The organism is Micromonospora sp. CA-259024 (assembly GCF_050936255.1).
In the GTDB taxonomy this organism is placed as follows: domain Bacteria; phylum Actinomycetota; class Actinomycetes; order Mycobacteriales; family Micromonosporaceae; genus Micromonospora.
In genome coordinates, this window is sequence record NZ_JBNJND010000002.1 from 2575747 (window position 1) to 2598314 (window position 22568).

23 protein-coding genes are annotated in these 22568 nt (G+C 70.8%); 13 read left to right on the forward strand and 10 right to left on the reverse strand.

Going from position 1 to position 22568, the window contains the following annotated elements:
- Nucleotides 1-20 precede the first annotated feature (20 nt).
- Nucleotides 21-581 (forward strand): TetR/AcrR family transcriptional regulator, encoded by a 561-nt coding sequence (locus ACQEUX_RS31570; protein WP_433056268.1) that lies wholly within the window; start codon nt 21-23, stop codon nt 579-581.
- Nucleotides 582-605: 24 nt separating this feature from the next.
- Here the strand turns inward: ACQEUX_RS31570 and ACQEUX_RS31575 are convergent, their stop codons facing one another.
- Both ACQEUX_RS31575 and ACQEUX_RS31580 read right to left on the reverse strand, forming a co-directional pair.
- Nucleotides 606-2045, reverse strand: a complete 1440-nt coding sequence (locus ACQEUX_RS31575; protein ID WP_433056270.1) for a GuaB1 family IMP dehydrogenase-related protein — start codon at nt 2043-2045, stop codon at nt 606-608.
- A 90-nt stretch (nt 2046-2135) separates the two neighbouring features.
- On the reverse strand, nt 2136-2732 hold the full coding sequence (locus tag ACQEUX_RS31580; protein ID WP_433056272.1) for a LysE/ArgO family amino acid transporter: 597 nt from the start codon (nt 2730-2732) through the stop codon (nt 2136-2138).
- A 69-nt stretch (nt 2733-2801) separates the two neighbouring features.
- Here ACQEUX_RS31580 and ACQEUX_RS31585 point away from each other — a divergent pair, with 69 nt between their 5' ends.
- The gene (locus tag ACQEUX_RS31585; RefSeq protein ID WP_433056274.1) at nt 2802-3695 is read left to right on the forward strand and encodes a LysR family transcriptional regulator ArgP; all 894 of its coding nucleotides are present in this window, start codon (nt 2802-2804) and stop codon (nt 3693-3695) included.
- Nucleotides 3696-3716: 21 nt separating this feature from the next.
- Here ACQEUX_RS31585 and ACQEUX_RS31590 read toward each other — a convergent pair whose 3' ends face one another.
- Nucleotides 3717-5468 carry an acetyl/propionyl/methylcrotonyl-CoA carboxylase subunit alpha gene (locus tag ACQEUX_RS31590; RefSeq protein WP_433056276.1) on the reverse strand — a complete coding sequence of 584 codons (1752 nt, stop codon included), beginning with the start codon at nt 5466-5468 and terminating at the stop codon, nt 3717-3719.
- Nucleotides 5469-5618: 150 nt separating this feature from the next.
- Between ACQEUX_RS31590 and ACQEUX_RS31595 the strand changes: the two genes are divergently transcribed.
- From ACQEUX_RS31595 to ACQEUX_RS31605, 3 genes are all read left to right on the forward strand, one after another.
- The gene (locus ACQEUX_RS31595; protein WP_433057277.1) at nt 5619-6230 is read left to right on the forward strand and encodes a PadR family transcriptional regulator; all 612 of its coding nucleotides are present in this window, start codon (nt 5619-5621) and stop codon (nt 6228-6230) included.
- Between the two features lie 121 nt (nt 6231-6351).
- On the forward strand, nt 6352-7311 hold the full coding sequence (locus ACQEUX_RS31600) for an ATP-binding cassette domain-containing protein (RefSeq protein ID WP_433056278.1): 960 nt from the start codon (nt 6352-6354) through the stop codon (nt 7309-7311).
- A gap of 16 nt (nt 7312-7327) precedes the next feature.
- Nucleotides 7328-8083: an ABC transporter permease gene (locus ACQEUX_RS31605; protein ID WP_433056280.1), complete on the forward strand. Its 756-nt coding sequence runs from the start codon at nt 7328-7330 to the stop codon at nt 8081-8083.
- Between the two features lie 74 nt (nt 8084-8157).
- Here the strand turns inward: ACQEUX_RS31605 and ACQEUX_RS31610 are convergent, their stop codons facing one another.
- The 3 genes from ACQEUX_RS31610 to mycP form a co-directional block, all read right to left on the reverse strand.
- On the reverse strand, nt 8158-8811 hold the full coding sequence (locus ACQEUX_RS31610; RefSeq protein ID WP_433056282.1) for an O-methyltransferase: 654 nt from the start codon (nt 8809-8811) through the stop codon (nt 8158-8160).
- Complete coding sequence (locus ACQEUX_RS31615) at nt 8808-9476, reverse strand: Maf family protein (protein ID WP_433056284.1); 669 nt, start codon at nt 9474-9476, stop codon at nt 8808-8810. The genes ACQEUX_RS31610 and ACQEUX_RS31615 overlap by 4 nt, the downstream gene beginning before the upstream one ends.
- Nucleotides 9477-9728: 252 nt before the next feature.
- Complete coding sequence (gene mycP / locus ACQEUX_RS31620) at nt 9729-10859, reverse strand: type VII secretion-associated serine protease mycosin (RefSeq protein WP_433056286.1); 1131 nt, start codon at nt 10857-10859, stop codon at nt 9729-9731.
- Nucleotides 10860-11789: 930 nt separating this feature from the next.
- Between mycP and ACQEUX_RS31625 the strand changes: the two genes are divergently transcribed.
- The gene (locus ACQEUX_RS31625) at nt 11790-11942 is read left to right on the forward strand and encodes a hypothetical protein (RefSeq protein ID WP_433056288.1); all 153 of its coding nucleotides are present in this window, start codon (nt 11790-11792) and stop codon (nt 11940-11942) included.
- A gap of 292 nt (nt 11943-12234) precedes the next feature.
- Here the strand turns inward: ACQEUX_RS31625 and ACQEUX_RS31630 are convergent, their stop codons facing one another.
- Both ACQEUX_RS31630 and ACQEUX_RS31635 read right to left on the reverse strand, forming a co-directional pair.
- Nucleotides 12235-12693, reverse strand: coding sequence for a hypothetical protein (locus ACQEUX_RS31630; RefSeq protein ID WP_433056290.1), 459 nt, complete (start codon nt 12691-12693; stop codon nt 12235-12237).
- Between the two features lie 88 nt (nt 12694-12781).
- On the reverse strand, nt 12782-12976 hold the full coding sequence (locus ACQEUX_RS31635) for an acyl-CoA carboxylase subunit epsilon (protein WP_433056292.1): 195 nt from the start codon (nt 12974-12976) through the stop codon (nt 12782-12784).
- 90 nt (nt 12977-13066) lie between these two features.
- On the opposite strand from ACQEUX_RS31635, the gene ACQEUX_RS31640 reads away from it, so the two are divergent.
- Both ACQEUX_RS31640 and ACQEUX_RS31645 read left to right on the forward strand, forming a co-directional pair.
- Nucleotides 13067-15130 carry a protein kinase domain-containing protein gene (locus ACQEUX_RS31640; RefSeq protein ID WP_433056294.1) on the forward strand — a complete coding sequence of 688 codons (2064 nt, stop codon included), beginning with the start codon at nt 13067-13069 and terminating at the stop codon, nt 15128-15130.
- A gap of 65 nt (nt 15131-15195) precedes the next feature.
- Nucleotides 15196-15423 carry a hypothetical protein gene (locus ACQEUX_RS31645; protein ID WP_433056296.1) on the forward strand — a complete coding sequence of 76 codons (228 nt, stop codon included), beginning with the start codon at nt 15196-15198 and terminating at the stop codon, nt 15421-15423.
- 82 nt (nt 15424-15505) lie between these two features.
- Here the strand turns inward: ACQEUX_RS31645 and ACQEUX_RS31650 are convergent, their stop codons facing one another.
- The gene (locus ACQEUX_RS31650; RefSeq protein ID WP_433056298.1) at nt 15506-16258 is read right to left on the reverse strand and encodes a GH25 family lysozyme; all 753 of its coding nucleotides are present in this window, start codon (nt 16256-16258) and stop codon (nt 15506-15508) included.
- A gap of 409 nt (nt 16259-16667) precedes the next feature.
- Here ACQEUX_RS31650 and ACQEUX_RS31655 point away from each other — a divergent pair, with 409 nt between their 5' ends.
- From ACQEUX_RS31655 to ACQEUX_RS31670, 4 genes are all read left to right on the forward strand, one after another.
- The gene (locus ACQEUX_RS31655; RefSeq protein WP_433056300.1) at nt 16668-17411 is read left to right on the forward strand and encodes a M50 family metallopeptidase; all 744 of its coding nucleotides are present in this window, start codon (nt 16668-16670) and stop codon (nt 17409-17411) included.
- Nucleotides 17412-17451: 40 nt separating this feature from the next.
- Nucleotides 17452-18435 carry a ketopantoate reductase family protein gene (locus ACQEUX_RS31660; RefSeq protein WP_433056302.1) on the forward strand — a complete coding sequence of 328 codons (984 nt, stop codon included), beginning with the start codon at nt 17452-17454 and terminating at the stop codon, nt 18433-18435.
- A gap of 62 nt (nt 18436-18497) precedes the next feature.
- Entirely contained in the window at nt 18498-18998 is a 501-nt protein-coding gene (locus tag ACQEUX_RS31665) for a SigE family RNA polymerase sigma factor (RefSeq protein ID WP_433056304.1), read from the forward strand.
- A complete protein-coding gene (locus tag ACQEUX_RS31670; RefSeq protein ID WP_433056306.1) occupies nt 18991-19851 on the forward strand; it encodes a hypothetical protein in 861 nt (286 codons plus the stop codon). The genes ACQEUX_RS31665 and ACQEUX_RS31670 overlap by 8 nt, the downstream gene beginning before the upstream one ends.
- 36 nt (nt 19852-19887) lie before the next feature.
- Here the strand turns inward: ACQEUX_RS31670 and ACQEUX_RS31675 are convergent, their stop codons facing one another.
- Nucleotides 19888-21471 (reverse strand): acyl-CoA carboxylase subunit beta, encoded by a 1584-nt coding sequence (locus ACQEUX_RS31675; RefSeq protein ID WP_433056308.1) that lies wholly within the window; start codon nt 21469-21471, stop codon nt 19888-19890.
- Between the two features lie 84 nt (nt 21472-21555).
- Between ACQEUX_RS31675 and ACQEUX_RS31680 the strand changes: the two genes are divergently transcribed.
- Nucleotides 21556-22431 carry a biotin--[acetyl-CoA-carboxylase] ligase gene (locus ACQEUX_RS31680; protein WP_433056310.1) on the forward strand — a complete coding sequence of 292 codons (876 nt, stop codon included), beginning with the start codon at nt 21556-21558 and terminating at the stop codon, nt 22429-22431.
- The last annotated feature ends 137 nt before the right edge of the window (nt 22432-22568 follow it).

The window sequence follows — 22568 nt, forward strand, 5'->3', positions numbered from 1 at the left end:
GACAAGATAGGATTCCGGGCATGACTGAGACGCGCGCCTACCACCACGGCGACCTCCGTCGCGCCCTGCTCGCGGCCTCGCTCGACGCGATCGAGGAGGTCGGCCCGGCCGCGTTGAGCCTGCGCGACCTGGCCCGTCGGGCCGGTGTCTCGCACGCCGCGCCCGCGCACCACTTCGGCGACAAGGCGGGTCTGCTCACCGCCCTCGCCGCCCAGGGCTTCGACCTGCTGGCTCAGACCCTGCACTCGGCCGGCGACGACCTGCTGGCCGCCGGAGTCGCGTACGTCGACTTCGCCGTGCGGCACCGTGCGCACTTCGAGGTGATGTTCCGGCCCGAGCTCTACCGGGCCGACGACGCCGAGCTGGCCGCCGCACGGGAGCGCGCCGGCGCGGCCCTCCGTTCCCAGGTGGCGGCGCTTCCGGCTGGCGACGCGCCCAGCGACACCGACCGGGACGCGCTCGCCGCCTGGTCGATCGCGCACGGCTTCGCCACCCTCTGGCTGGCGGGCGCACTGCCGGACCGCGTAGGCGACAACCCTCGTCAGGCGGCCCGCGAAGTCCTGAGCCGCCTGGCCGAGTAACCACCGCTCCTGGGCGCGCGGGGGTTACCAGCTTGTGGGGAGGGGCATTCCTTCGGTGAAGCCGGCGGCGCTCTGCACGCCGACGATCGCCCGCTCGTGGAACTGCGTCAGATCCCGCGCGCCGGCGTAGGTGAAGGCGCTGCGTACCCCGGCGATGATCTCGTCGATCAGGTCCTCGACGCCGGGCCGGGCCGGGTCCAGGTGCATCCGGGCCGAGGAGATGCCCTCCTCGAACACCGCCTTGCGGGCCCGGTCGTACGGGCTGTCGTCGGCGGTACGGGCGCTGACCGCCCGAGCCGAGGCCATCCCGAAGCTCTCCTTGTACCGCCGGCCGTCCGGCTCGGTGTACAGGTCACCGGGGGACTCGTAGGTGCCGGCGAACCAGGAGCCGATCATCACGTTCGACGCGCCGGCGGCGAGCGCGAGCGCCACGTCCCGTGGGTGCCGCACCCCGCCGTCGGCCCAGACGTGTCGGCCCAGCTGGCGGGCCGCGGTCGCGCAGTCGAGTACGGCGGAGAACTGCGGTCGACCCACGCCGGTCATCATCCGGGTGGTGCACATCGCACCGGGGCCGACGCCGACCTTGATGATGTCCGCTCCTGCCTCCACCAGGTCGCGTACACCCTCGGCGGTGACCACGTTGCCGGCCGCCACCGGGACGCCCGGGTCCAGCTTGCGAACCGCCTGCAACGCCGAGATCATCCGCGCCTGGTGGCCGTGCGCGGTGTCCACGACCAGCGTGTCCACCCCGGCCTCCAGCAGCGCGGCGGCCTTGCCGGTGACGTCACCGTTGATTCCGACGGCCGCCGCGATGCGCAGCCGGCCCCGGTCGTCCACGGCCGGCGTGTAGAGGGTGGCCCGTAGAGCGCCCTGTCGAGTCAGCACCCCGACCAGTCGACCGTCGGCGTCCACCACCGGGGCGAGCCGGCGACGGCCCGCCGAGAGCAGGTCGAAACCGGTGCGCGGATCCGCGTCCGCCGGGATGGTGTGCAGTTCGGTGGACATCACGTGACGCAGTTGAGCGAACCGGTCCACGCCCGTGGTGTCCGCCTCGGTGACCACGCCCATCGGCCGTCCGGCGTCGTCGACCACGATCACCGCACCGTGGGAGCGCTTGGGCAGCAGGTGGATGGCGTCGCCCACGGTCTCGGTCGGGCCCAGCGTGATCGGCGTGTCGTAGACCAGGTGCCGCTGCTTGACCCAGGCGACGACATTCGCCACCACCTCGATCGGAATGTCCTGCGGGATCACCGCGATGGCGCCCCGGCGGGCGACCGTCTCCGCCATCCGCCGGCCGGCGACCGCGGTCATGTTCGACACCACCAGCGGGATGGTGGTGCCCGTGCCGTCGCCGGTGGACAGGTCGACGTCGAGCCGGGAACCCAGGTCGGAGCGGGCCGGCGCCATGAAGACGTCGGTATAGGTCAGGTCGTGCGCGGGAACCGCGCCGTGAAGGAACCGCACCCGGCCATCATTCCCGCTCGTGGCCCGTCCAGCCGCCCGTGGTCGCGGAAAACACTCTCGTCACCGGACTGCTCCCGCAGCGGCGCCCGGTCAGCCCAACAGGAGCGCCCCGGCGAGCGCGGCCATCACGACGGCGATGACCGCGTCCAGCACCCGCCAGGTGCCGGCACGGGCGAGCAGCGGCGCGAGGCGGTGCGCGCCGGCACCGAGGGCGGTGAACCAGACCACGCTGGCCAGGGCGGCTCCGGCACCGAACACCCACCGGTGCGGGTGCTTCTGGGCCACCCCGCCGAGCAGCAGCACGGTGTCCAGGTAGACGTGGGGGTTCAGGTAGGTGAAGGCGGCGCAGGCGAGCAGGGTCGCCCCCAGGGTGGCCGGCGGCCGCTCGGTGGGCAGCAGGGCGCCGGGACGCAGGGCGCGGCGGGCGGCGAGCGCTGCGTAGCAGAGGAGGAACGCCGCGCCGCCCCACCGGATCGCCGTCAACAGCCCCGGCCGGCCCGTCACCAGCGTGCCGACCCCGGCGACGCCCGCCGTGATCAGCAGAGCGTCCGATGCGGCGCAGGTGAGCACCACGGGTACGACATGCTCGCGACGCAGGCCCTGACGCAGGACGAAGGCGTTCTGAGCGCCGATGGCGACGATCAGGGCGATGGAGATCGAGAAGCCGGCGACGGCGGAGGTGAGCACGGATTTCACGCTAGGGCTGGGCCATCCACCAGTCCAACTAAAGATTCTGATGTAACTTAAGCTTTGCTTATGGATGGTCTCGACTCGGCGCAACTGCGGACACTCGCCGCAGTGGTCGCGGAGGGCAGCTTCGAAGCGGCGGCCCGGTTGCTGCACGTCACGCCGTCGGCGGTGAGCCAACGGATCAAGGCACTGGAGGAGACCGTCGGCCAGGTCCTGGTCCGCCGGGCCCGACCGTGCGTGGCCACCGACGCCGGTCGCCCGCTGCTGCGCCTGGCCGGCCAGCTCACGCTGCTGGAACGGGAGGCACTGGCCGATGCCCGCGGTCCGCTGGCCGGCGGCGGTCGCGTACGGGTCGCCGTGGTGGTCAACGCGGACTCGCTGGCCACCTGGTTCCCCGCCGCGCTGGCCCGACTGCCGCAGCGGGCCGGGCTCTTCTTCGACCTGCGGCAGGACGATCAGGATCACACCGCCGAGTTGCTCCGGGACGGCTCGGTGACGGCGGCGGTGACCGCCCAACGGGAGGCCGTGCAGGGCTGCCGGGTGCTGCCCCTCGGGGCCATGCGCTACCGCGCGCTGGCCACGCCGGAATTCGCGGCGACCCACTTCGTCGAAGGATTCACCGCCGCAGCGCTGGAGGGCGCGCCGATGGTCGTCTTCGACCGGAAGGACCGGGTGCAACACCGGTTCATCCGGGCCGTGGTGGGCCGGTCGCTCGACCCTCCGGTGCACTACCTGCCGTCCGTGCCGGCCTTCAACGAGGCGATCCGGCTCGGGTTGGGCTGGAGTCTGGTTGCGGAACAGATCGCCGAGGCCGACCTGGCCTCCGGTTGCTGTGTCGACCTCGCGCCGGGCCGACACCTGGACGTCCCGCTCTACTGGCAGCACTGGCGATTGGAGTCGGACGTGCTGAACGCCCTGACCGCTGCCGTCCGCGCGGTCGCCGCCGAGAACCTGCGCTGACCGCCGGTCCGTCCGGACCGCTCAGGCGATGGTGCAGATGGGGGCACCGGCGGTGATCACGGCGCCGACCTCGGCGGTGAGCCCGCTCACCGTGCCCGCCTTGTGGGCGTGCAGCGGCTGCTCCATCTTCATCGCCTCCAGCACCACGACCAGGTCACCCTCGGCCACGGTGTCGCCGTCCGCCACCGCGATCTTGACGATGGTGCCCTGCATCGGGGAGGTGAGCGCGTCGCCACCGACCGGGGCGCCGGCCTTGGCTCCGCCGCCGCGCCGGGCCGGCCTACGGGTGGCGGGTGCCGCGGTGGTCGTACCCCCGCCGAAGCCGGCGGGGAGGCTGACCTCGAGGCGCTTGCCGCCCACCTCGACCACGACGGTGTCGCGCTCGGCCGGCGCCTCGGCGGCGCCGGCGGCGGCGGCGAACGGCGGCACGGTGTTGTGGAATTCCGTCTCGATCCAGCGGGTGTGCACGGTGAACGGCTCGGCGGTGAACGCCTCGTCCCGCACCACCAGTCGGTGGAACGGCAGCGCGGTGGCCATCCCATCGAGCACCATCTCGTCCAGCGCGCGGCGGGCACGCTCCAGCGCCTCGGTCCGCGTCTCCCCGGTGATGATCACCTTGGCCAGCAGCGAGTCGAAGTTGCCGCCGATCACGTCGCCGGCCGAGATGCCGGTGTCCACCCGCACACCCGGGCCGGTGGGCAGGCGCAGCGCGGTGACCGTGCCCGGCGCGGGCAGGAAGTTGCGGCCCGGGTCCTCGCCGTTGATCCGGAACTCGATCGAGTGCCCGCGCGGCGTCGGGTCCTCGGTGATCCGCAGCTTCTCGCCGTCGGCGATCCGGAACTGCTCGCGGACCAGGTCGATGCCGGCGGTCTCCTCGGTGACCGGGTGTTCGACCTGGAGTCGGGTGTTGACCTCCAGGAAGGAGATGGTGCCGTCCACGCCGACCAGGTATTCCACCGTGCCGGCGCCGTGGTACCCGGCCTCGCGGCAGATCGCCTTGGCGCTGTCGTGGATCTGTGCCCGCTGGGCGTCGGTGAGGAACGGCGCGGGCGCCTCCTCCACCAGCTTCTGATGCCGCCGCTGGAGCGAGCAGTCCCGGGTGCCCACCACGATCACGTTGCCGTGCTGGTCGGCGAGGACCTGCGCCTCGACGTGCCGGGGCTGGTCCAGGTACCGCTCGACGAAGCACTCGCCCCGGCCGAAGGCCGCGACCGCCTCCCGGGTGGCCGACTCGAAGAGCTGGGGGATCTCCTCCATGGTCCGGGCGACCTTGAGGCCGCGCCCGCCGCCGCCGAAGGCGGCCTTGATGGCGACCGGCAGGCCGTGGTCGACGGCGAACGCCATCACCTCGTCCGGGCTGGCCACCGGGTCCGGGGTGCCGGGGACCAGCGGGGCCCCGGCGCGCTGGGCGATGTGCCGGGCGGTGACCTTGTCGCCCAGGTCACGGATCGCCTGCGGGGTGGGGCCGATCCAGGTCAGCCCGGCGTCGATGACCGCCTGGGCGAAGTCGGCGTTCTCGCTGAGGAAGCCGTAGCCGGGGTGCACGGCGTCCGCACCGGCCCGGGCGGCGACGTCGAGCAGCTTGTCGATGCGCAGGTACGTCTCGGTCGCGCTGTCCCCGTCAAGCGCGTATGCCTCGTCCGCGAGGGTGGCGTGCAGGGCGTCGCGGTCGGAGTCCGCGTACACGGCGACGCTGCCCAAACCGGCGTCGCGGCACGCACGGATCACCCGGACGGCGATCTCGCCGCGGTTGGCGATGAGTACCTTGCGCACCTTCGTGGCTCCTCCCGGGCAGGTTACTGACGGGGAGTGTATCGGCCGCCCTGGTGGCCCTAACGATCGCTCAGTGTGGAATGGCGCACTGTGCCCGGGCGCTGATTAGTCAAACTTGGCTATTACGCTTGCCGAGTGTCTGCGACTCGGATGATGATCCTCGGTCTGGTGCGGTGGATGCAGCCCGTGCACGGCTACGACGTGCGCCGCGAGCTGCTGAGCTGGAGCGCCGACAAATGGGCCAACGTGCAACCCGGCTCGATCTACCACGCGCTGCGCAAACTCACCGAGGAGGGCCTGCTGCGCGCCGTCGCCACCGAGCAGGTCGGTGCCCGTCCGGCACGCACCACGTACGAGGTGACCGCCAAGGGTGAGGACGAGTTCGAGACCCTGCTGCGCAATCTCTGGTGGAACTTCTCCGAGCCGGTCGACCCGTTCACGGCGGCTTTCTCCTTCCTGCCCGCGATGCCACGGTCCGAGGCGGCGGCGGCCCTACGCAACCGGGCCAACCTGCTGCGGGCCGGCATCGAGTCGATGCGGGCCTCGCTCCAGTCGGACTGGGTCCGTAACACCAAGCCGGTGCACGTCGGTTGGATGTTCGAGCTGTGGTCGGCGCGGGCGGAGGCGGAGATGAGTTGGTGCGAGCGGGTCGCGGAGCGGATCGAATCCGGAGTGTCGTACCTGCCTGCTGGGCTGGAGAGCGCCGATGGTTGGACGGGGTGGCGGGACGGCGAAGAGCGGCCCGGACCAAACGCGGAATAATCAACGTTGACCATAAGAGCTATATCGCGTTAGCCTGCTGACGGCACAGCGGGGGAGTGCGCCGTCCGGCGTCGTCCCACTCGACGGCCGGCCCGACCGGCCCGAACGACCAGGAGCAGAAATGATCGAGACCAGGGGGCTGCGAAAGTCGTTTCGCTCCCGCGCGGGTCGAGAGACGAAGACGGTGGACGCCGTGCGGGGTGTCAACCTCGATGTCGCCGAAGGCGAGATCTTCGGCTTCCTCGGCCCGAACGGCGCCGGCAAGACCACCACGCTGCGGATGCTCGCCACGTTGATCGAGCCGGATGGCGGCGATGCCACCATCGCCGGCGCCGACCTGCGGAAAGACCCGGCCGAGGTGCGCCGCCGGATCGGCTACGTCCCGCAGGGCGGCAGCACCTGGGACGAGTCCACCGCCCGTGAGGAGCTGGTGCTGCACGCCCGCATGTACGGCATCAGCAAGGCCGACGCGCAGGGCCGCGCCGCCCGCGCTCTGGATGCCTTCCAGCTCACCGAGTACGCCGACCGCAAGTGCAAGACCTACTCCGGCGGTCAGCGCCGGCGGGTGGAGATCGCGCTCGGCATCATCCACGAGCCGAAGATCGTCTTCCTGGACGAGCCGACCACCGGTCTCGACCCGCAGAGCCGCGCCCACATGTGGGACGAGATCCGGCGGCTACGCGCCGACGGGATGACCGTCTTCATCACCACGCACTACCTGGACGAGGCCGACGCCCTCTGCGACCGGATCGCGATCATGGACAACGGCGAGGTGGTGGCCGAGGGCACCCCGGCCGAGCTCAAGCGGGAGATCTCCGGCGACGTGGTGCTGGTCGGCCTCGACCTGGCCGCCACCCCGCAGGCCGCCCAGGCGCTCGACGGTGAGCCGTACGTCAACAAGCTGGAGACCGCCGACGAGGGCGGCCTGCGCCTCTACGTCGACGAGGGTGCCACCGCCATCCCGCAGGTGCTGCGCCGACTCGACCACGCCGGGCTGGAGCTGCGCTCGATCGAGCTGCACCGACCCAGCCTGGACGACGTCTTCCTCACCAAGACCGGCCGCTCGCTGCGCGAGTCCTGACCACCGGAGACGACTCATGAAATTCGCCCGTGACACGTGGCTGATCTTCCAGCGCCAGACCCAACTCCTGCTGCGCAACCCGGTCTGGGTCTTCGTCGGCGTCTTCCAGCCGGTCATGTACCTGCTGCTCTTCGCCCCGCTGCTCAAGCCGGCGCTGAACGCGCCCACCCAGGCCGCCGCCTACAAGATCTTCGTACCCGGCCTGCTGGTGTTGCTGGCCATCTTCGGTGGCCTGTTCCAGGGCTTCGGCCTGATCGCCGAGCTGCGCGCCGGCGTCATCGAACGCTCCCGGGTCACGCCGATCAGCCGGCTCGCCCTGCTGCTCGGCCGCTCGCTGCGCGACGTGGTCTCGCTCATGGTGCAGGCGGTCATCATCACCCTGCTGGCGCTCCTGTTCGACCTGCGGGTGTTCATCGGGGACCTGCTGCTGGCGTACCTGATGTTGGCTCTGATCGCGCTCATGACCTCGGCCGTCTCCTACGGCGTCGCACTCAAGGTCAAGAGTGAGGACGCGCTGGCCCCACTGATGAACACCGTGGCACAGCCGGTACTGCTGCTCTCCGGCATCCTGCTGCCGCTGACCTTCGCCCCTGGCTGGTTGCAGGGCATCGCCGACTGGAACCCGTTCTCCTGGGCGGTCGACGGCACCCGGGCGCTGTTCGCCGGTGACCTCGGCAGCGACAAGGTCTGGCAGGGCCTGACCATCACGGCGGTCCTCGCCGCGCTGGGCGTCTACTGGGCCGCCCGCCAGTTCGCCCGCAGCGTCCGCTGACGTTCCCCGTTCTTTTCTGGAAATCGGGGTGTCCTCCGCACGAGGACACCCCGATCTCCGCGTTTCGGTGGCGCTCAGCGCACCCGGGCGAGGGTCAGGCCGTCCGCGATCGGCAGCATCACCGGGTCGACCCGTACGTCGGCCAGCACCTCGTCGTTGAAGGCGGCGATGGCCCGGTCGTTGGCGTCCTGCGGAGCGATCACCCTGCCGCCGCGCAGCACGTTGTCGACGGCGATCACCCCACCCGGCCGCATCCGCGGCACCAACTCCGACCAGTAGACCGGGTAGCCGGTCTTGTCCGCGTCGATGAATGCGAAGTCCAGGTGACGCTCGTGCGGCAGCTCCCGCAGCGTCTCCCCGGCGGGGCCGATGCGCAGGTCGATCCGATCCTGCACGCCGGCCCGTGCCCAGTAACGCCGGGCGATGCCGGTGAACTCCTCGGAGATGTCGAAGCAGGTCAGCCGCCCGCCCTCGGGCAACCCGCGGGCGATCGCCAGCGACGACAGCCCGGTGAACGTGCCGACCTCGACGGCCTGCCGTACGTCGAGCAGCCGAGTGAGGAACGTCAGGAATGCGGCCTGCTCCGGGGCCACCTGCATGGTGGCGTGCTCCGGCAGCACCGACCGGGTTTCCTCGGCCAGGTCCCGGATGATCTCGTCGGGTGGGGAGCCGTGTGCGACCAGGTAGGCGTGTAGCTCGTCGGTGAGCGGGATCGACTTGGTGGTCATGACCGGACGTTACCGAGCGGCTCGACCGATTGGCCCCCGGGCTCGATCTTCGTCCACAGGTCGGTGATCCGCAGGTCCAGTTCCGCGAGAAGTCTCCGCAGCAGCGGCATCGACAGCCCGACCACCGTCCCCGGGTCACCCTCGATCCGCTCCACGAACGGCCCACCCAACCCGTCGATGGTGAACGCGCCGGCCACCGCCAGCGGCTCACCACTGGCCACGTACGCGGCGATCTCGTCGTCGTTGATGTCCGCGAAGTGGACGGTGGTCGACGCGACCGCTTCGGCACGCCGGCCGGCGGTAACGTCGATCAGGCAGTGCCCGCTGTGCAGAACGCCGCTGCGCCCCCGCATCCGATGCCAACGCCGGGTTGCGTCCGCCGGGTCCGCCGGCTTGCCGAGGATCTCGCCGTCGAACGCGAGCACAGAGTCACAGCCGATCACCAGCATCCGCTGATCGACGCCAGGGCTCAGTCGGGTCAACACCGCCTGCGCCTTGAGTCGAGCCAACTCCAGGCAGAGATCCTCGGCCCGATCGGTCACCACCAGGGACTCGTCGACCCCGCTGACCAGCACGTCCGGCTCGATGCCGGCGGCCTGGAGGGACTTACGACGGGCAGGGCTCGCGGAGGCGAGCACGAGGCGGAGCGGCAGAGATTCAGACACCCGCCCGACGTTACCGGCTCACAACCCCCACAACGACCTCCCCGCCCGGCACGCCTCCCAACCACTCACAGCGCGCGCACTCACAGCGCGCGCACTCACAGCGCGCGCACTCACAGCGCGCGCACTCACAGCGCGCGCACTCACAGCGCGCGCACTGCATGATCGACTCGGCCTCCTTGAAATCGGGGTATCCCACCGCCTCGGACACCGCGACTTCAAGGAACCCGAGTCGATCACCGGGCCGCCGGCCAGTCAGCGACTGATTCTGGGCGGCGGATCATCACCACGCCGGCGGCGTCTTACCACCACCGCCCATCCAACCCCGGCAGCCAAAATCACCCCAAGGGTGGCAAAGCCACGGGCCGTCGCGCCGCTGTCGTCGTCGCCCGGCCGAGCGCCGGCCGTCGTCGGGCCAGCCCCGGCCGGCGCGCTCACCGACTCAAAGCCCAGCGGCGGTACGTCCGCAGTCAGCGCCGCCACCAGGTCGATCACGCCGTAGCCGTACTCGTCGTCGCGCCCAGGTGGCCCCTTGTCGACGGCTGTTGCCGTGAGCCGGTGCGCCACCTCCCTCGCCGGCAGGTACGGGTACTTGGACCTGATCAACGCGGCCGCCCCCGCCACAATCGCCGTAGCGTCAGAGGTTCCCGTGCCCTTGCGGTATTTGCCATCGATACTCGTGCTGTAGATGTCGACCGCCGGAGCCACCACGTCAATCTCCGGTCCGGTCACGGAGAAGGCAGCGCGCTTTCCGTCTCGGTCGATTCCGCCAACAGCAATTACCTCTGGGTAGCGGGCCGGGTAGTCGACGAACTGTGTCACAGGGGCGTTGCCGGCACTGGCAACAACTACGATATCAGCTTGCAGTGCCATTCTGACTGCCTCTTCTAGACGGGCGCTTGGGCCGCCGGCAATCGAAACGCTTATGACGCTCACGCCGCCGCTAACGGCATATTCGATAGCGGCCGCAAGCGCCTCAGTATCGCCATCCAAGCCGGGAGGTGAGCAGAAGATTGGCAGGATCTTTGCTTTGGGTGCAATGCCGATTGCGCCCGAGTCGCCCTCGCCGTGTGCCGCAATAAGGCCGGCCATTCCCGTACCGTGACCATCTTTGTCGGTAAGTCCATCGCCGCCTCCTCCCGCTATTACGTCCCTCCCCGGAAGGAGATTGCCTTGCAGGTCCGGATGACGATCTACGCCACTATCTGGCAGCGCAACAGTTATCCCATCGCCTTGGCTGACCTTGTGCGCGTCGCTCGTCTTAAGGAAGTCCAGATGCCACTGCGCCGTCTGCAGGTGTTCAGTACGGGTTTGCAACGGTGGTGTTGCGATTCCCCCTGTGAGGCTCAACGCCACTAGGAGGGAGGTGAGGAGATGGGAGGTCACCGAGGGAGACCGAGGGCGGGGCCAGGGTCGATTGGGCCATCCTCTTCGGGTGGAATTACCACTGGTGACACCCCTTGCTCCGTCTTCCACGGATGGTCGGGGTCCCACCGATCGGGCTCATCGACACCTTCACTGTGATTACGTCGTATAGGCCGGTCAGGCGTCCTGCCCATGCTCCAATTTGAGCCATTCCCAGGGGCGCCGCCGAGGGGAGTCGGGGCATTTACGCCGCTGTGGGTGCGCGGAGCGCTCGGCCGTGAGCCTGCTCCTCCCGTCGGCGCCGTGCCGGCGCCACCACCACCGATGACTCCCCCGATCGGATTGACTCGACGCGGCGAAGTCGGACCAGGGCCGGGTTGGCCAAGTCCTAATCCGGGTGTTCCACCGATTAAGCCGCCTGGCGGCATGGGTCGGGGTGGTGCTGTTGGGGTAACCGCGCTCTGAGCCCTCTCAGGTATTGGTCGCCCCATTGACCCTCGCTGCTCAGACGGTGGCCGGAGGTTTCCAGGCGCGTTGAGGCTGGGGCCCACGACTGGCGGCACTCCAAGACTAGGTGGCGCGTTGCCATGTCCCAGCTGTTGAGTACGCGACAAGTCCTGAACTGGCACCGCTGGCCCTGAATGCGCCCCACCAAGAACAGGCCCTAACCCGGTTGTGGTCGGCACTCGCTCCGTTCGGGGTCTGTTTGACGAGTGGTCGGTTGATGCAGGAGGCCCTGATACCCGTATTGGAACCGAAACGATAGGGGGGATTGCTGGAGCCGCGTCTGCTGTGGTGCCAGCGGCCTGTTCATCAACCCGAGGGGCAGGCCGTGGCGGTGGTTTTTGAAGAGTTGCTTGGGCTTGTTGGAGTTCCCCGCTGAGGTTGAACATCATGTTCCGTGCCTGCACGTTGAGCCGTTCCAACTCTGCATCGCTAACAGGTGACTCAGTGACCCGGTTGCCCATCACCGCTTTCGGGTCGGCGGCCATCGACTCGTACGCCTGCTTCTGCTGGAACTTGGTCGCGTACTCCTCGTGGATCTTGCGGAGTGCGGCGCGGGTGGTGCCGATGGCCTGGGTGGCGGCGGAGAGTGCGGCGTAGTTCGCGGCGGCGGCGTCGTGGGTGCGCTTCACCTTGTCGATCAGGTCGTCGAGTTCCGCGAGGTACGTGCTGGAGGCGGCGCTGGTTTCGGGTGGCCATGCCTCGGCGAGCCCGCGCCGGTAGTCCTGGAGGCGGCCGAGGTGGATCTGCGCCAGGTCGCAGACCTTGCGCCAGCCGGCGACCTGCTTCCAGTGGTTGGCGGTGTCGTGGTCCTGCAGGCAGGCCCACATGTTGTTGACGTCCATCAGCTGCCAGTCGGTGAGGCCGGACGTGCGGCCGGTGCCCCGTTCGATCACGGCAGCACCACCGCCCCTTCGGCGTCGGGGCCGGTCGGGTCGGTCAGCATTGGCGTTGGGCCGCCGGGCAGCATCGTCCCCGGGTTGGCGAGGGCCTGTCGGACGTCCACCACCCGGGCGGCGGTGAAGGCGTCGCTGTCGGCGTATCGGGTGGCGACCTGGTTGGCGGCGGCGGCCAGGTGGCCGGTGGCGCCTCGGACGGCGTACACCATGTCGGCGGTGGCCTGCTGCGTGTCGTGGTGCGCGTGCAGGAACGTGACCAGCTCGATGAAGGCGTCGCACGGGTTGGGCAGCTTGGCGGACATGTCTTCGGCGATGTACGACAGGTGTGGCGCGTAGTTGGTCTCGACCTCGGCGGCGAGCCGGTCAGCGAACTCTCTGAGCTGGCTGATGTCGGCCTCGATGCCGCCGTAACCGCGCAGCCAGGGTGCTGGCCGGTCCTCTTCGGGGATCATGGATCCTCCCTACCTGTCACGGCACCGTTTCCCTGAGTGAGGGTAACGGCTGTCCGTGCCCCTGGCAGCCCCCGCGCGGCAGGTCGGGTCAGCGGGGGAGGCCGGCGGCGCGCCACCCACGAGGGCCGGCCGGTCGGCCGCTGCGCGCCCAGGCGGACGCGGTCGCGGGCTCGGGGGCGGCGGCCGGGCGGGACCGGACGACGATCGCCCCCACCAGGGCGGCCAGTTCCTCGGCGGTGGGCACGCCGCGGACGACCCGGAACAGCGGCTCTTCGGCAGACATGACGCCAGGGTACGCGGCAGGAAGTTGCCGGGAGCGCACAGTGGCGTGCCGGCGGTGTGACCGTCGGCGGGTCCGGGTACCGTCTCAGCGATGTCGAATGCGCTTCCCCAACTTGTCGCTGACCGATACCGGCTTCTGTCGCCGCTCGGCCAGGGCGGCATGGGTCGGGTGTGGAAGGCGCGCGACGAGGTGCTGCACCGGGACGTCGCCATCAAGGAGTTGGTGCCGCCGCCGGGTCTCACCGACGAGGAGCGCCGCGAGATGCGGGAGCGCTCGTTGCGGGAGGCCCGGGCCATCGCCCGGCTCAACCACGCCAACGTCGTCCGCATCTTCGACGTGCTGCGCACCGATGGCGATCCGTGGATCGTCATGGAGTACGTGGCGTCGAAGTCGTTGCAGGACACTCTCGCCGAGGACGGGCCGGTGTCGCCGGCCCGCGCGGTCGAGATCGGGCTCGGTGTGTTGGGCGCTCTCAACGCGGCGCACAAGGCCGGCGTCATGCACCGTGACGTCAAGCCGGGCAATGTGCTGCTCGGCGACGACGGCCGGGTGGTGTTGACCGATTTCGGTCTCGCCACCATTCCGGGTGACCCCAACGTGACCCGCACCGGCATGGTGCTCGGTTCGCCCGCGTACATCTCTCCGGAGCGGGCCCGGGAGGGCACCGCCGGGCCGGAGGCCGACCTGTGGTCGCTGGGCGCGACGCTCTATGCGGCGGTCGAGGGCAAGTCGCCGTACGCGCGGCCGTCGGCGATCGCCACGCTGGCGGCGCTGGCCACCGAACCGATGCCCCCGCCGAAGAACGCCGGCCCGCTCAAGGCAGTCCTCAACGGGCTGCTGCGCAAGGACCCGAACGAGCGGATCACCGCCGAGGTGGCCGAGCGGTTGCTGCGCCGCGCCGCGGGCAAGCGGTCGCGCGGAATCTCGCTGCTTGATGGCGTACGCCGGCCTGGGCCGAACGGCCCGCGCGAGCCGCGCCCACCGCTGGTGCCGGCACCGCGACCCGCCGGGAGTGTCGACCGGCCGGTGTCGCCGCCAGCGCCCGTCGCCGCCGCCGCGGCCTTCGCCGCCGACCCCACGCCGAAGGCCGCGGACCCCACGCCGAAGGCCGCAGGCCCCACGCCGAAGGCCGCAGGCCCCACGCCGAAGGCCGCAGGCCCCACGCCGAAGGCCGCCGACCCCACGCCGACGGCCGTCGCTCCCTCCACTGCGGACGCCGACCCAACCGCCGTGGTGCCGGCCGAGCCGACGGCCACGATCGACCGCCCGGCCTCGTCCGATGCCGACCCGACCGCGAAGGTCGCGGCTGCGGGCGACGCAACCGGTGACGGTACGACGGACGTCGACGACGAGCCGACGGTCGTGGACGGCCCGCCGGTGGCGCCGGAACAGCGCAAGCCGTCGACGCCCACGTCGCTCATGCCTCCGGTGGCTCCGGCCGGGCGCGCGCCGGTGCCGCTGTCGGATGGTACGAAGCCGAACAACACGCGACGCAACCTGCTGATCGGTGCGGTGGTCGTCCTGCTGCTCATCGGCCTCGTGGTGATCGTGCCGATGCTGACCAAGGGCGACGACAAGACCCCGCGGGCCGGCTCGACCGGGGCCGCCACCTCGGCGCCCGCACCGACCACCGCACCGGCGGCGCCGCCGCCCACCACGGGTGCCCCCAGTCCGACGCCCTCGGCGACGCCCTCCGTCGACCCGAACGCGCTGCCGGCGGGCTGGAAGCTGCACAAGGACCCGGCCGGCTTCACCCTGCCGATCCCCGACGGTTGGGTGCGCCGGCAGGTCGACGGCAGCACGGTCGTCTTCGACCAGTCCAACGGGCCGGGTGAGCTGCTCGTGCAGTGGACCAGCAACCCGCAGAGCGACGCCGTGGCCGACTGGAGGAGCAAGGAGTCGGACCGCAAGAACCACGTCAACAACTACCAGTACCTCAGCATCAAGTCCTGTGACTTCTGGAAGACCTGCGGCGACTGGGAGTGGCTGGAGACCCGGGACGGCACCCGGATCCACGTCCGTAACCGAGGTTTCGTGACGGCCAGCAACCGGGGCTACGCGCTGCGGTGGGAGATCGCGGAGAAGGACTGGCAGGCCAACCTGCCGAACTTCGACCGGATCGCTCAAGGCTTCGTGCCCGACCGTCAGGACTGAAACCGAGTCGCATGACCTTCCGTCGTTCGGGGTAATTGACCTTCGACGACGGAAGGAGGCGCGACATGGGTTACCGACGGAGGGACGCCCGGCCCCGGCTGGCACTGTGGATGCTCGTCGCTCTCGGCGACGCGATCCTGCTACTGGTCAGCATGGGACTCTCGGCTTTCATCGCACTGCTCAGCGTCGTGACCGTTGCCGTCTGTGGTGCGACCGCATGGCGGCTGACGCGCAGGGGCGCTCTGGCTCGCAAGGAAGCCGTGGCGCCGGCCATGGGCCGGCGGCGGGCCTGACCCGTAGCCGGTGGTGTGGCGGCAGCCGGACCGATTGTCGACCGTTCGGTGACCGTCGATCCCGCTGCCGCCAACGGCCCGGTCAGGTGTTGTTGGCCAGAGCGATCAGCCGGCTCCGGTCGCCGTTCCAGTAGTTGCGGTCCACGTTGCCGCTGATCCCGGAGACGGCGCCGGTGCTGGTGTACTGCCAGAAGCTCCACACCGACGCGCCGGCCGGCAAAGCGCCCGGCGTGCTCGACCAGCGGGCCAGCCAGAGCGGGTGGTTGGCCCAGGGGCCGGTCCAGCTGCCGGTGCACTGGTTCCACCAACTCGTGGTGGTGTAGATGACCGCGTACCGGCCGGTGCGGGAGCGGTAGGTGTTGAGGAAGTCCTGCACCCAGTTGCGCATCCCGGTCGTGCTCAACCCGTAGCAGTAACCGCCGGTGTACGGGTTGGCCTCGATGTCCAGCGCGGCGGGCAGCGTGCGGCTGTCCGCCGACCAGGCGCCGCCGTTGGAGGCCAGGTAGTTGGCCTGGGTGGAGCCGGCGGAGATGTTCGGCCGGGCGAAGTGGTACGCCCCGCGGATCACCCCGGCGTTGTACGCGTTGACGTAGTTCGCGTTGAAGTTCGGGTCCTTGTAGCTGGTGCCCTCGGTCGCCTTGATGAAGGCGAACTGGATGCCCGCGTTACGGACGCTGGTCCAGTTGATGGCGCCCTGGTAGTGGGACACGTCGACGCCGGGTGTGGTGGCCGCGGCCGCCGGTCCGGCGGTCGCCACCAGGGCCGCCGTCGCGGTGGCGAGGACGGTGAGGCCGGCCGCGAGCGCGCGGCGCAGCGATGATCGGGTACGGGCCATGAATGCCTCCAAGGACGTCGTTCTATCGACATCCATCTTTGGAGGTAAGTGCCCTAGATCACAAGGGTGGCTGAAAAAAGCTTCATCGACGGGCGTCGGTCGCCCCGGTGACCGGAGTGGAACGAATCAGCGCAGCGCGGGCGGGTCGAGCTGCCAACGGAACGGCTCGACGACGGTCAGCGCCGGAATGACAACCCGGTCGATGCCCAGACGGACGTTGATCGCGTCGTAGACCGATAGACCCCGAGTTTCTGCTGCGGTCTCGATGCTGTAGGCCGATGTGCGGCTCCAAGGGGGCTGCGCTCACCTGCGTTCACCTCCAGCTCCAGTCGCCACCCGATCAGTCTCACGGGGATACGAGGCGGTGCCTTGGGAGCGACACGGAACGCCGCCGGTAGGCTCGCGCCCCATGATGTCGATCGACGGGCTGAGCGACCTGTGGGACACGCTGTTCGGCGCGCAGCCGGACCCGCCCCCACTGCTGGTGCTGATCACCGCGGCTGTCGCCCTGGTGGTGGTGTCCACCCGACTGCCGTGGCGGATCGCCCGCAACGCCATCACCATCGCGCACGAGGGTGGACACGCTCTGGTTGCCCTGCTCACCGGCCGCAAGCTGCGTGGCATCCGGCTGCACTCGGACACGTCCGGGCTGACGCTCTCCGCAGGCCGTCCCACCGGGCCGGGCATGATCCTGACTCTGCTCGCCGGCTACGTCGCCCCGCCGCTGGTCGGCCTGGCCGGCGCCTGGCTGCTCGGCGGCAACCGGATCACCCTGCTGCTCTGGGTCGCGGTGGCGTTGCTGCTCGCCATGCTGGTCATGATCCGCAACGCCTTCGGCGTGGTGTCGCTGCTGGTCACCGGCGCGCTCGTGTTCGTCGTCTCGTGGTACGCCACCCCGCAGGTGCAGGCCGCGTTCGCGTACACCGGGGTGTGGTTCCTGCTGCTCGGCGGGGTACGACCGGTGGTCGAGCTGCAACGGCTGCGCTCGCGCGGTCGGATGCCCGCCTCCGACGCTGACCAACTCGCCGGGCTCACCCCGTTCCCGCCACTCTTCTGGGTGACCGTCTTCGCCCTGGTGAACCTGGCCGCTCTGGTCGCCGGCGCCCTCCTGCTCACCGGGCAGATTCTCACCGAGGCCGGCCTGACCGTCTGACAATCCCGGAGGGACGGGCGCGGCCGGGCAGAATGGCGGCATGCGATACGTGATCATCGGGGCGGGTGCGGTCGGCGGGACCATCGGCGTACGGCTGGCGGAGGCCGACCGGGACGTGACCCTGGTGGCCCGGGGTGCCCACCTGGACGCGATCCGCGCGCGGGGTCTGACGCTGCGGCAGCCCGACGGCGAGGTCACCGCCCAGCTCAACGTCGTGGACGGCCCTGCTGACCAGCCGCTGCCGGCGGACACGGTGCTGGTCCTCACCGTCAAGTCGCAGGACACCGCCGGCGCGCTGGCCGCCTGGGTGGACGCGCCGGTGGCCGGCGGTGGCACGGCGGGCGAGCGCCTGCCGCTGGTGACCGCGCAGAACGGGGTGGCCAACGAGCGGGCGGCGCTGCGGCTCTTCGCCGACGTGCACCCGGTGTGCGTCTGGCTGCCGGCCACCCATCTTGACCCGGGCGTGGTGGTGGCCAACGGGTACCCGCACCCCGGAATGCTCCACATCGGTCGCTACCCCAGCGGCGCCGACGACACCGACCGGGCGATCGCCGCCGATCTGGCGGCTGCCGGGTTCGTCGCCCCGGTCCGGCCGGACGTGCTGCGCTGGAAGTACGGCAAGCTGCTGAGCAACCTCGGCAACGGCCTCCAGGCGCTGCTCGGCCGGGACATTCCGGACGCGCTGGCCGAGCGGGTACGCGCCGAAGGTGTCGCCGCCCTCGCCGCCGCCGGCATCGCGCACACCTCGGCGGAGGAGGAGAAGGCCGAACGCGGCGACCTGGTCGGGCAGCGCCCGGTCGACGGCGAGGCCCGCTCCGGCGGCTCCACCTGGCAGAGCCTGGCCCGGGGCACCGGTTCGACCGAGGTCGACCACCTCAACGGGGAGATCGCCCTGCTCGGCCGGCTGCACGGCGTACCGACGCCGGCCAACGTGGCCGTGCAGCGCGCGGTCCGCCGGGCGGTCCGGGAGCGAATCGGGGCCGGCGCGTTCCCGCTCGCCGAGCTGGAGAAGATGATCGCCTGACCGGGGCAACCGACGACCCCGCCCGGTGCGTGTTCCCTGCGACCGACACGGGGAGGTAGTGGGTGCCGGACATCGACGGGTTCGACGAGTTCTACCGAGGCAGCCGGCAACGGCTGCTCGGTTTCGTCTACGCGCTCACCGGCGACCGTGTCGAGGCTCAGGACGCCGTGCAGGAGGCGTACATCCGGGCGTGGCAGCGCTGGTCGACGGTCAGTGCGTACGACGACCCGGAGGCGTGGGTGCGCGTGGTGGCCAGCCGGATCGCGGTCAGCCGGTGGCGCAACCTGCGCAGCCGTGCTCGCGCCTATCTGCGACACGGGGCCACCGAGACCGTTCCCGGCCCGGGCACCGACACCGTCGAGGTGGTCGCCGCCCTGCGTCTCCTGCCCGAGGAGCAACGCGTCGCCATCGCCCTCTATTACCTGATGGGTATGCCGGTCGCGGAGGTGGCGCGGGAAACCGCGGCCCCGGTGGGCACGGTCAAGGCCCGACTCTCCCGGGGGCGCACCGCGCTCGCCGGGCTGCTCGCCGTCTCTGATCTGGAGGAGGCAACCGATGCGTGACGACCCGACGTTCGTCGAACGAGTCCAGCGGGATCTGCACGACGTGCGCTGGCTCGGCCCGGAGGAGATTCGCTCCCGAGCCCGTCGCCGCAGCCAGCGCAGGATCGTGGTGGCCACCGTCGTGCTGGCCCTTGCCGGGGTTTCCGCCGTGGCGGTCGCCGCCCCGGGGACGTCTCCGTCGCCGGTCCTGCCGGCCGCCGCGCCCTCGGCCTCGCCGACCCGGCACGAGATCACCACCGACGCCCTGTTGCAGCCGGCCGACCTGCCACAGCCGGTTTACGTGCAGCTCAGCCAGTCAGGGCTGGGCGAGCCGGTCCTGCTGGATTCGGTGCTCGGCCACTGCCGGACGAGCCAGGGGCTGTCGGACGGCTGGCAGCCGTCGATCCTGTCCCGCTCACAGACCCTCATGCGGAAGCCCTCGACGGGCATGCTCGTGGAGGGCGACGCCCTGGTCATGCAGGATCTCTTCCGGCTGGTACCCGAGACGGCCACACAGCTCCTCGCCACTCTGGACGACCTGGTCGCCCCGTGCGCCGAGTGGCGAAGCGCCGGGCCGCTGGAGACGGTAGGGAGCACCCACACCGTGGAGGTGGTCCACCGGTGGGCGGTGGTGCAGCGGGGCTTCGCCGGGGACGACGCGGCCATCCTGCGGGACTCGCTCACGGCCGCCCGGGACGTGCAGACCGGGCAGACGTTCGGCCACGCACCGCCGCCAACCCTCGCAGCCGTCGTCCGGGTCGGCGACACCGTCTCGGTGCTCCGCCTCGCGGGCGACGGCACCGAAGCGGAACTCCGCCAGCTCGCCGTGGCGGCGGCGGCCCGGATGTGCGCCGCCGCCAACCCGGCCTGCTGACCCTGGCCACGGCGATGACTTCAGCGCCGGGACAACTCAGAGCGGGATGTTGCCGTGCTTCTTCGGCGGCAGGGTCTCGCGCTTGGTGCGCAGGACACGGAGCGCCCGGACGATCTGGGTGCGCGTCTCGTGCGGCGGGATCACCGAGTCGATGTATCCGCGCTCGGCCGCCACGTACGGGTTGGCCAGGGTGTCCTCGTACTCGGCGATCTTCTCGGCGCGGACCGCCGCCGGGTCGTCGGCGCCGGCCAGCTCGGAGCGGTAGAGGATGTTCACCGCGCCCTGCGCGCCCATCACGGCGATCTGCGCGGTCGGCCAGGCGAAGTTCAGGTCCGCGCCGAGGTGCTTGGAACCCATCACGTCGTACGCCCCGCCGTACGCCTTGCGCGTGATCACGGTGACCTTGGGGACGGTCGCCTCGGCGTACGCGTAGATGAGCTTGGCGCCCCGGCGGATGATGCCGTCCCACTCCTGGCCGGTGCCGGGCAGGAAGCCGGGCACGTCCACGAAGGTCAGCACCGGGATGTTGAACGCGTCGCAGGTGCGGACGAACCGGGCGGCCTTCTCCGAGGCGGCGATGTCCAGGGTGCCGGCGAAGTGCATCGGCTGGTTGGCCACCACGCCGACCGGGCGCCCCTCGACGCGGCCGTAGCCGACCACGATGTTCTGCGCGTAGAGGGGCTGGACCTCGAGGAACTCCCCGTCGTCCAGGACGTGCTCGATCACCCGGTGGATGTCGTACGGCTGGTTGGCCGAGTCCGGGATCAGCGTGTCGAGGGCCCGGTCCTCGTCCGTGACGGAGAGGTCGGCCGGAGCCTCGAAGACCACCGGCTCGTCGAGGTTGTTCGACGGCAGGTACGACAGCAGCGCCTTGACGTAGTCGACCGCGTCCTCCTCGTCGCTGGCGAGGTAGTGCGCGTTGCCGCTGCGGGAGTTGTGCGTGCGGGCCCCGCCCAGCTCCTCCATGCCGACGTCCTCGCCGGTCACCGTCTTGATCACGTCGGGGCCGGTGATGAACATGTGCGAGGTCTGGTCGACCATCACGGTGAAGTCGGTGACCGCCGGGGAGTAGACCGCGCCACCGGCGCAGGGACCCATCACCAGCGAGATCTGCGGGATGACGCCGGAGGCCCGCACGTTGCGGAAGAAGATCTCGCCGTAGAGGCCGAGCGAGACCACGCCCTCCTGGATGCGCGCGCCGCCGGAGTCGTTGATGCCGACCACCGGGCAGCCGATCTTCATGGCCAGGTCCATCACCTTGACGATCTTCTCGCCGAAGACCTCACCGAGGGAGCCACCGAAGACCGTGAAGTCCTGCGCGAAGACGCACACCTGCCGGCCGTCCACCGTGCCGTAGCCGGTGACCACGCCGTCGCCGTACGGGCGGTTCCGCTCCAGCCCGAAGGCCGTGGACCGGTGCCGGGCCAGCTCGTCGAGCTCGACGAAGGAGCCCTCGTCGAGCAGCATCTCGATTCGCTCGCGCGCGGTCTTCTTGCCTCGCGCGTGCTGCTTCTCGACGGCGCGGGCCGACCCGGCGTGCACCGCCTCGTCGACCCGGCGCTCCAGGTCCGCCAGCTTGCCCGCAGTGCTGTGGATGTTGGTCCCGGTCTCGGTAGTCACCCAGGGAATATAACGATGGTTCAGGGCGGTGCCGCTGTGCAGTACGCCTCAGTGGCGACGTGGCCACCGCCGTAGGCTGGCGGAATGCCCGGCTCCCCGTACACCGATCTGGACCGCCCGCCGCTGTCGGCGGCCCGGCTGCGCCGCGCGCTGGTCGCGCCGAACGGGCCGTGGGCCCGGCTGGAGCTACGCACCGAGACCGGTTCCACCAACGCCGACGTGGCCGAGGCGGCCCGGGCCGGTGAGCCCGAGGGCCTGGTCGTGGTCGCCGAGCGGCAGACCGCCGGGCGGGGCCGACGGGGTCGGGTCTGGCAGTCGCCGGCGCGGGCCGGCATCACCACCAGCGTCCTGCTGCGGCCCGGCGAGGCCGTGCCGGACCGCGGCTGGCTGCCGGCGACAGCGACGGGGTACGGGTGGCTGCCGTTGCTGGCCGGCGTGGCGCTGGTCGAGGCGGTGGCCCGGCTGGCGGAGCTGGAGGCCACCTTGAAGTGGCCGAACGACCTGCTGATCGACGAGGCGAAGTGCGCGGGCGTGTTGGCCGAGGCGGTGCCGGGGCGTTCACCGGACCAGGCGCCGGCCATCGTGCTCGGCATCGGGCTCAACGTGACGCTGCGGGCCGACGAGCTGCCGGTGAACCCGACCGGGTTGCCGGCCACCTCGCTGCAACTGGCCGGTGCGGCGGCAACCGACCGAGACCCGCTGCTGCGGGCCCTGCTGCGGGCGGTCGCCGAGTGGTACGACCGCTGGCGCTCCGCGGGTGGCGACGCGGTGGCCAGCGGCCTGCGCGACGCCTACCTGGCGGCCTGCGGGACGGTCGGCCGCGAGGTGCGCGTCCTGCTTCCCAACGGGGAGGCCCTGACCGGCACCGCCACCGGAGTGGACCAGGACGGCCAGCTCCAACTCACCACCCCGACGGCGACCCGCACCCTCGCGGCTGGCGACGTCCTTCACCTGCGCTGACCCACCCCTCAGCGTGATCTTGCGATTACCCCCGAGGGGAACGGGCGAAAGCCGCGGAGCGGCGTTCGCAGTGCAAGATCGTGAAGACTGGGGTGGGGCCGCGTGGCGGATGTTGTGGTGGGCCTTGGGGGGTTTAC

Excerpts from the sequence above, each read along its gene's own strand:
- ACQEUX_RS31630 (WP_433056290.1), bottom strand. The coding sequence starts at position 12,693 with ATGATCCCCGAAGAGGACCGGCCAGCACCCTGGCTGCGCGGTTACGGC.
- ACQEUX_RS31610 (WP_433056282.1), bottom strand. The coding sequence starts at position 8,811 with ATGACCACCAAGTCGATCCCGCTCACCGACGAGCTACACGCCTACCTG.
- ACQEUX_RS31640 (WP_433056294.1), top strand. The coding sequence starts at position 13,067 with ATGTCGAATGCGCTTCCCCAACTTGTCGCTGACCGATACCGGCTTCTG.
- ACQEUX_RS31645 (WP_433056296.1), top strand. The coding sequence starts at position 15,196 with ATGGGTTACCGACGGAGGGACGCCCGGCCCCGGCTGGCACTGTGGATG.
- ACQEUX_RS31650 (WP_433056298.1), bottom strand. The coding sequence starts at position 16,258 with ATGGCCCGTACCCGATCATCGCTGCGCCGCGCGCTCGCGGCCGGCCTC.
- ACQEUX_RS31585 (WP_433056274.1), top strand. The coding sequence starts at position 2,802 with ATGGATGGTCTCGACTCGGCGCAACTGCGGACACTCGCCGCAGTGGTC.
- ACQEUX_RS31600 (WP_433056278.1), top strand. The coding sequence starts at position 6,352 with ATGATCGAGACCAGGGGGCTGCGAAAGTCGTTTCGCTCCCGCGCGGGT.
- ACQEUX_RS31570 (WP_433056268.1), top strand. The coding sequence starts at position 21 with ATGACTGAGACGCGCGCCTACCACCACGGCGACCTCCGTCGCGCCCTG.
- ACQEUX_RS31680 (WP_433056310.1), top strand. The coding sequence starts at position 21,556 with ATGCCCGGCTCCCCGTACACCGATCTGGACCGCCCGCCGCTGTCGGCG.
- ACQEUX_RS31605 (WP_433056280.1), top strand. The coding sequence starts at position 7,328 with ATGAAATTCGCCCGTGACACGTGGCTGATCTTCCAGCGCCAGACCCAA.
- ACQEUX_RS31660 (WP_433056302.1), top strand. The coding sequence starts at position 17,452 with ATGCGATACGTGATCATCGGGGCGGGTGCGGTCGGCGGGACCATCGGC.
- ACQEUX_RS31655 (WP_433056300.1), top strand. The coding sequence starts at position 16,668 with ATGATGTCGATCGACGGGCTGAGCGACCTGTGGGACACGCTGTTCGGC.
- ACQEUX_RS31670 (WP_433056306.1), top strand. The coding sequence starts at position 18,991 with ATGCGTGACGACCCGACGTTCGTCGAACGAGTCCAGCGGGATCTGCAC.
- ACQEUX_RS31595 (WP_433057277.1), top strand. The coding sequence starts at position 5,619 with ATGATGATCCTCGGTCTGGTGCGGTGGATGCAGCCCGTGCACGGCTAC.
- ACQEUX_RS31635 (WP_433056292.1), bottom strand. The coding sequence starts at position 12,976 with ATGTCTGCCGAAGAGCCGCTGTTCCGGGTCGTCCGCGGCGTGCCCACC.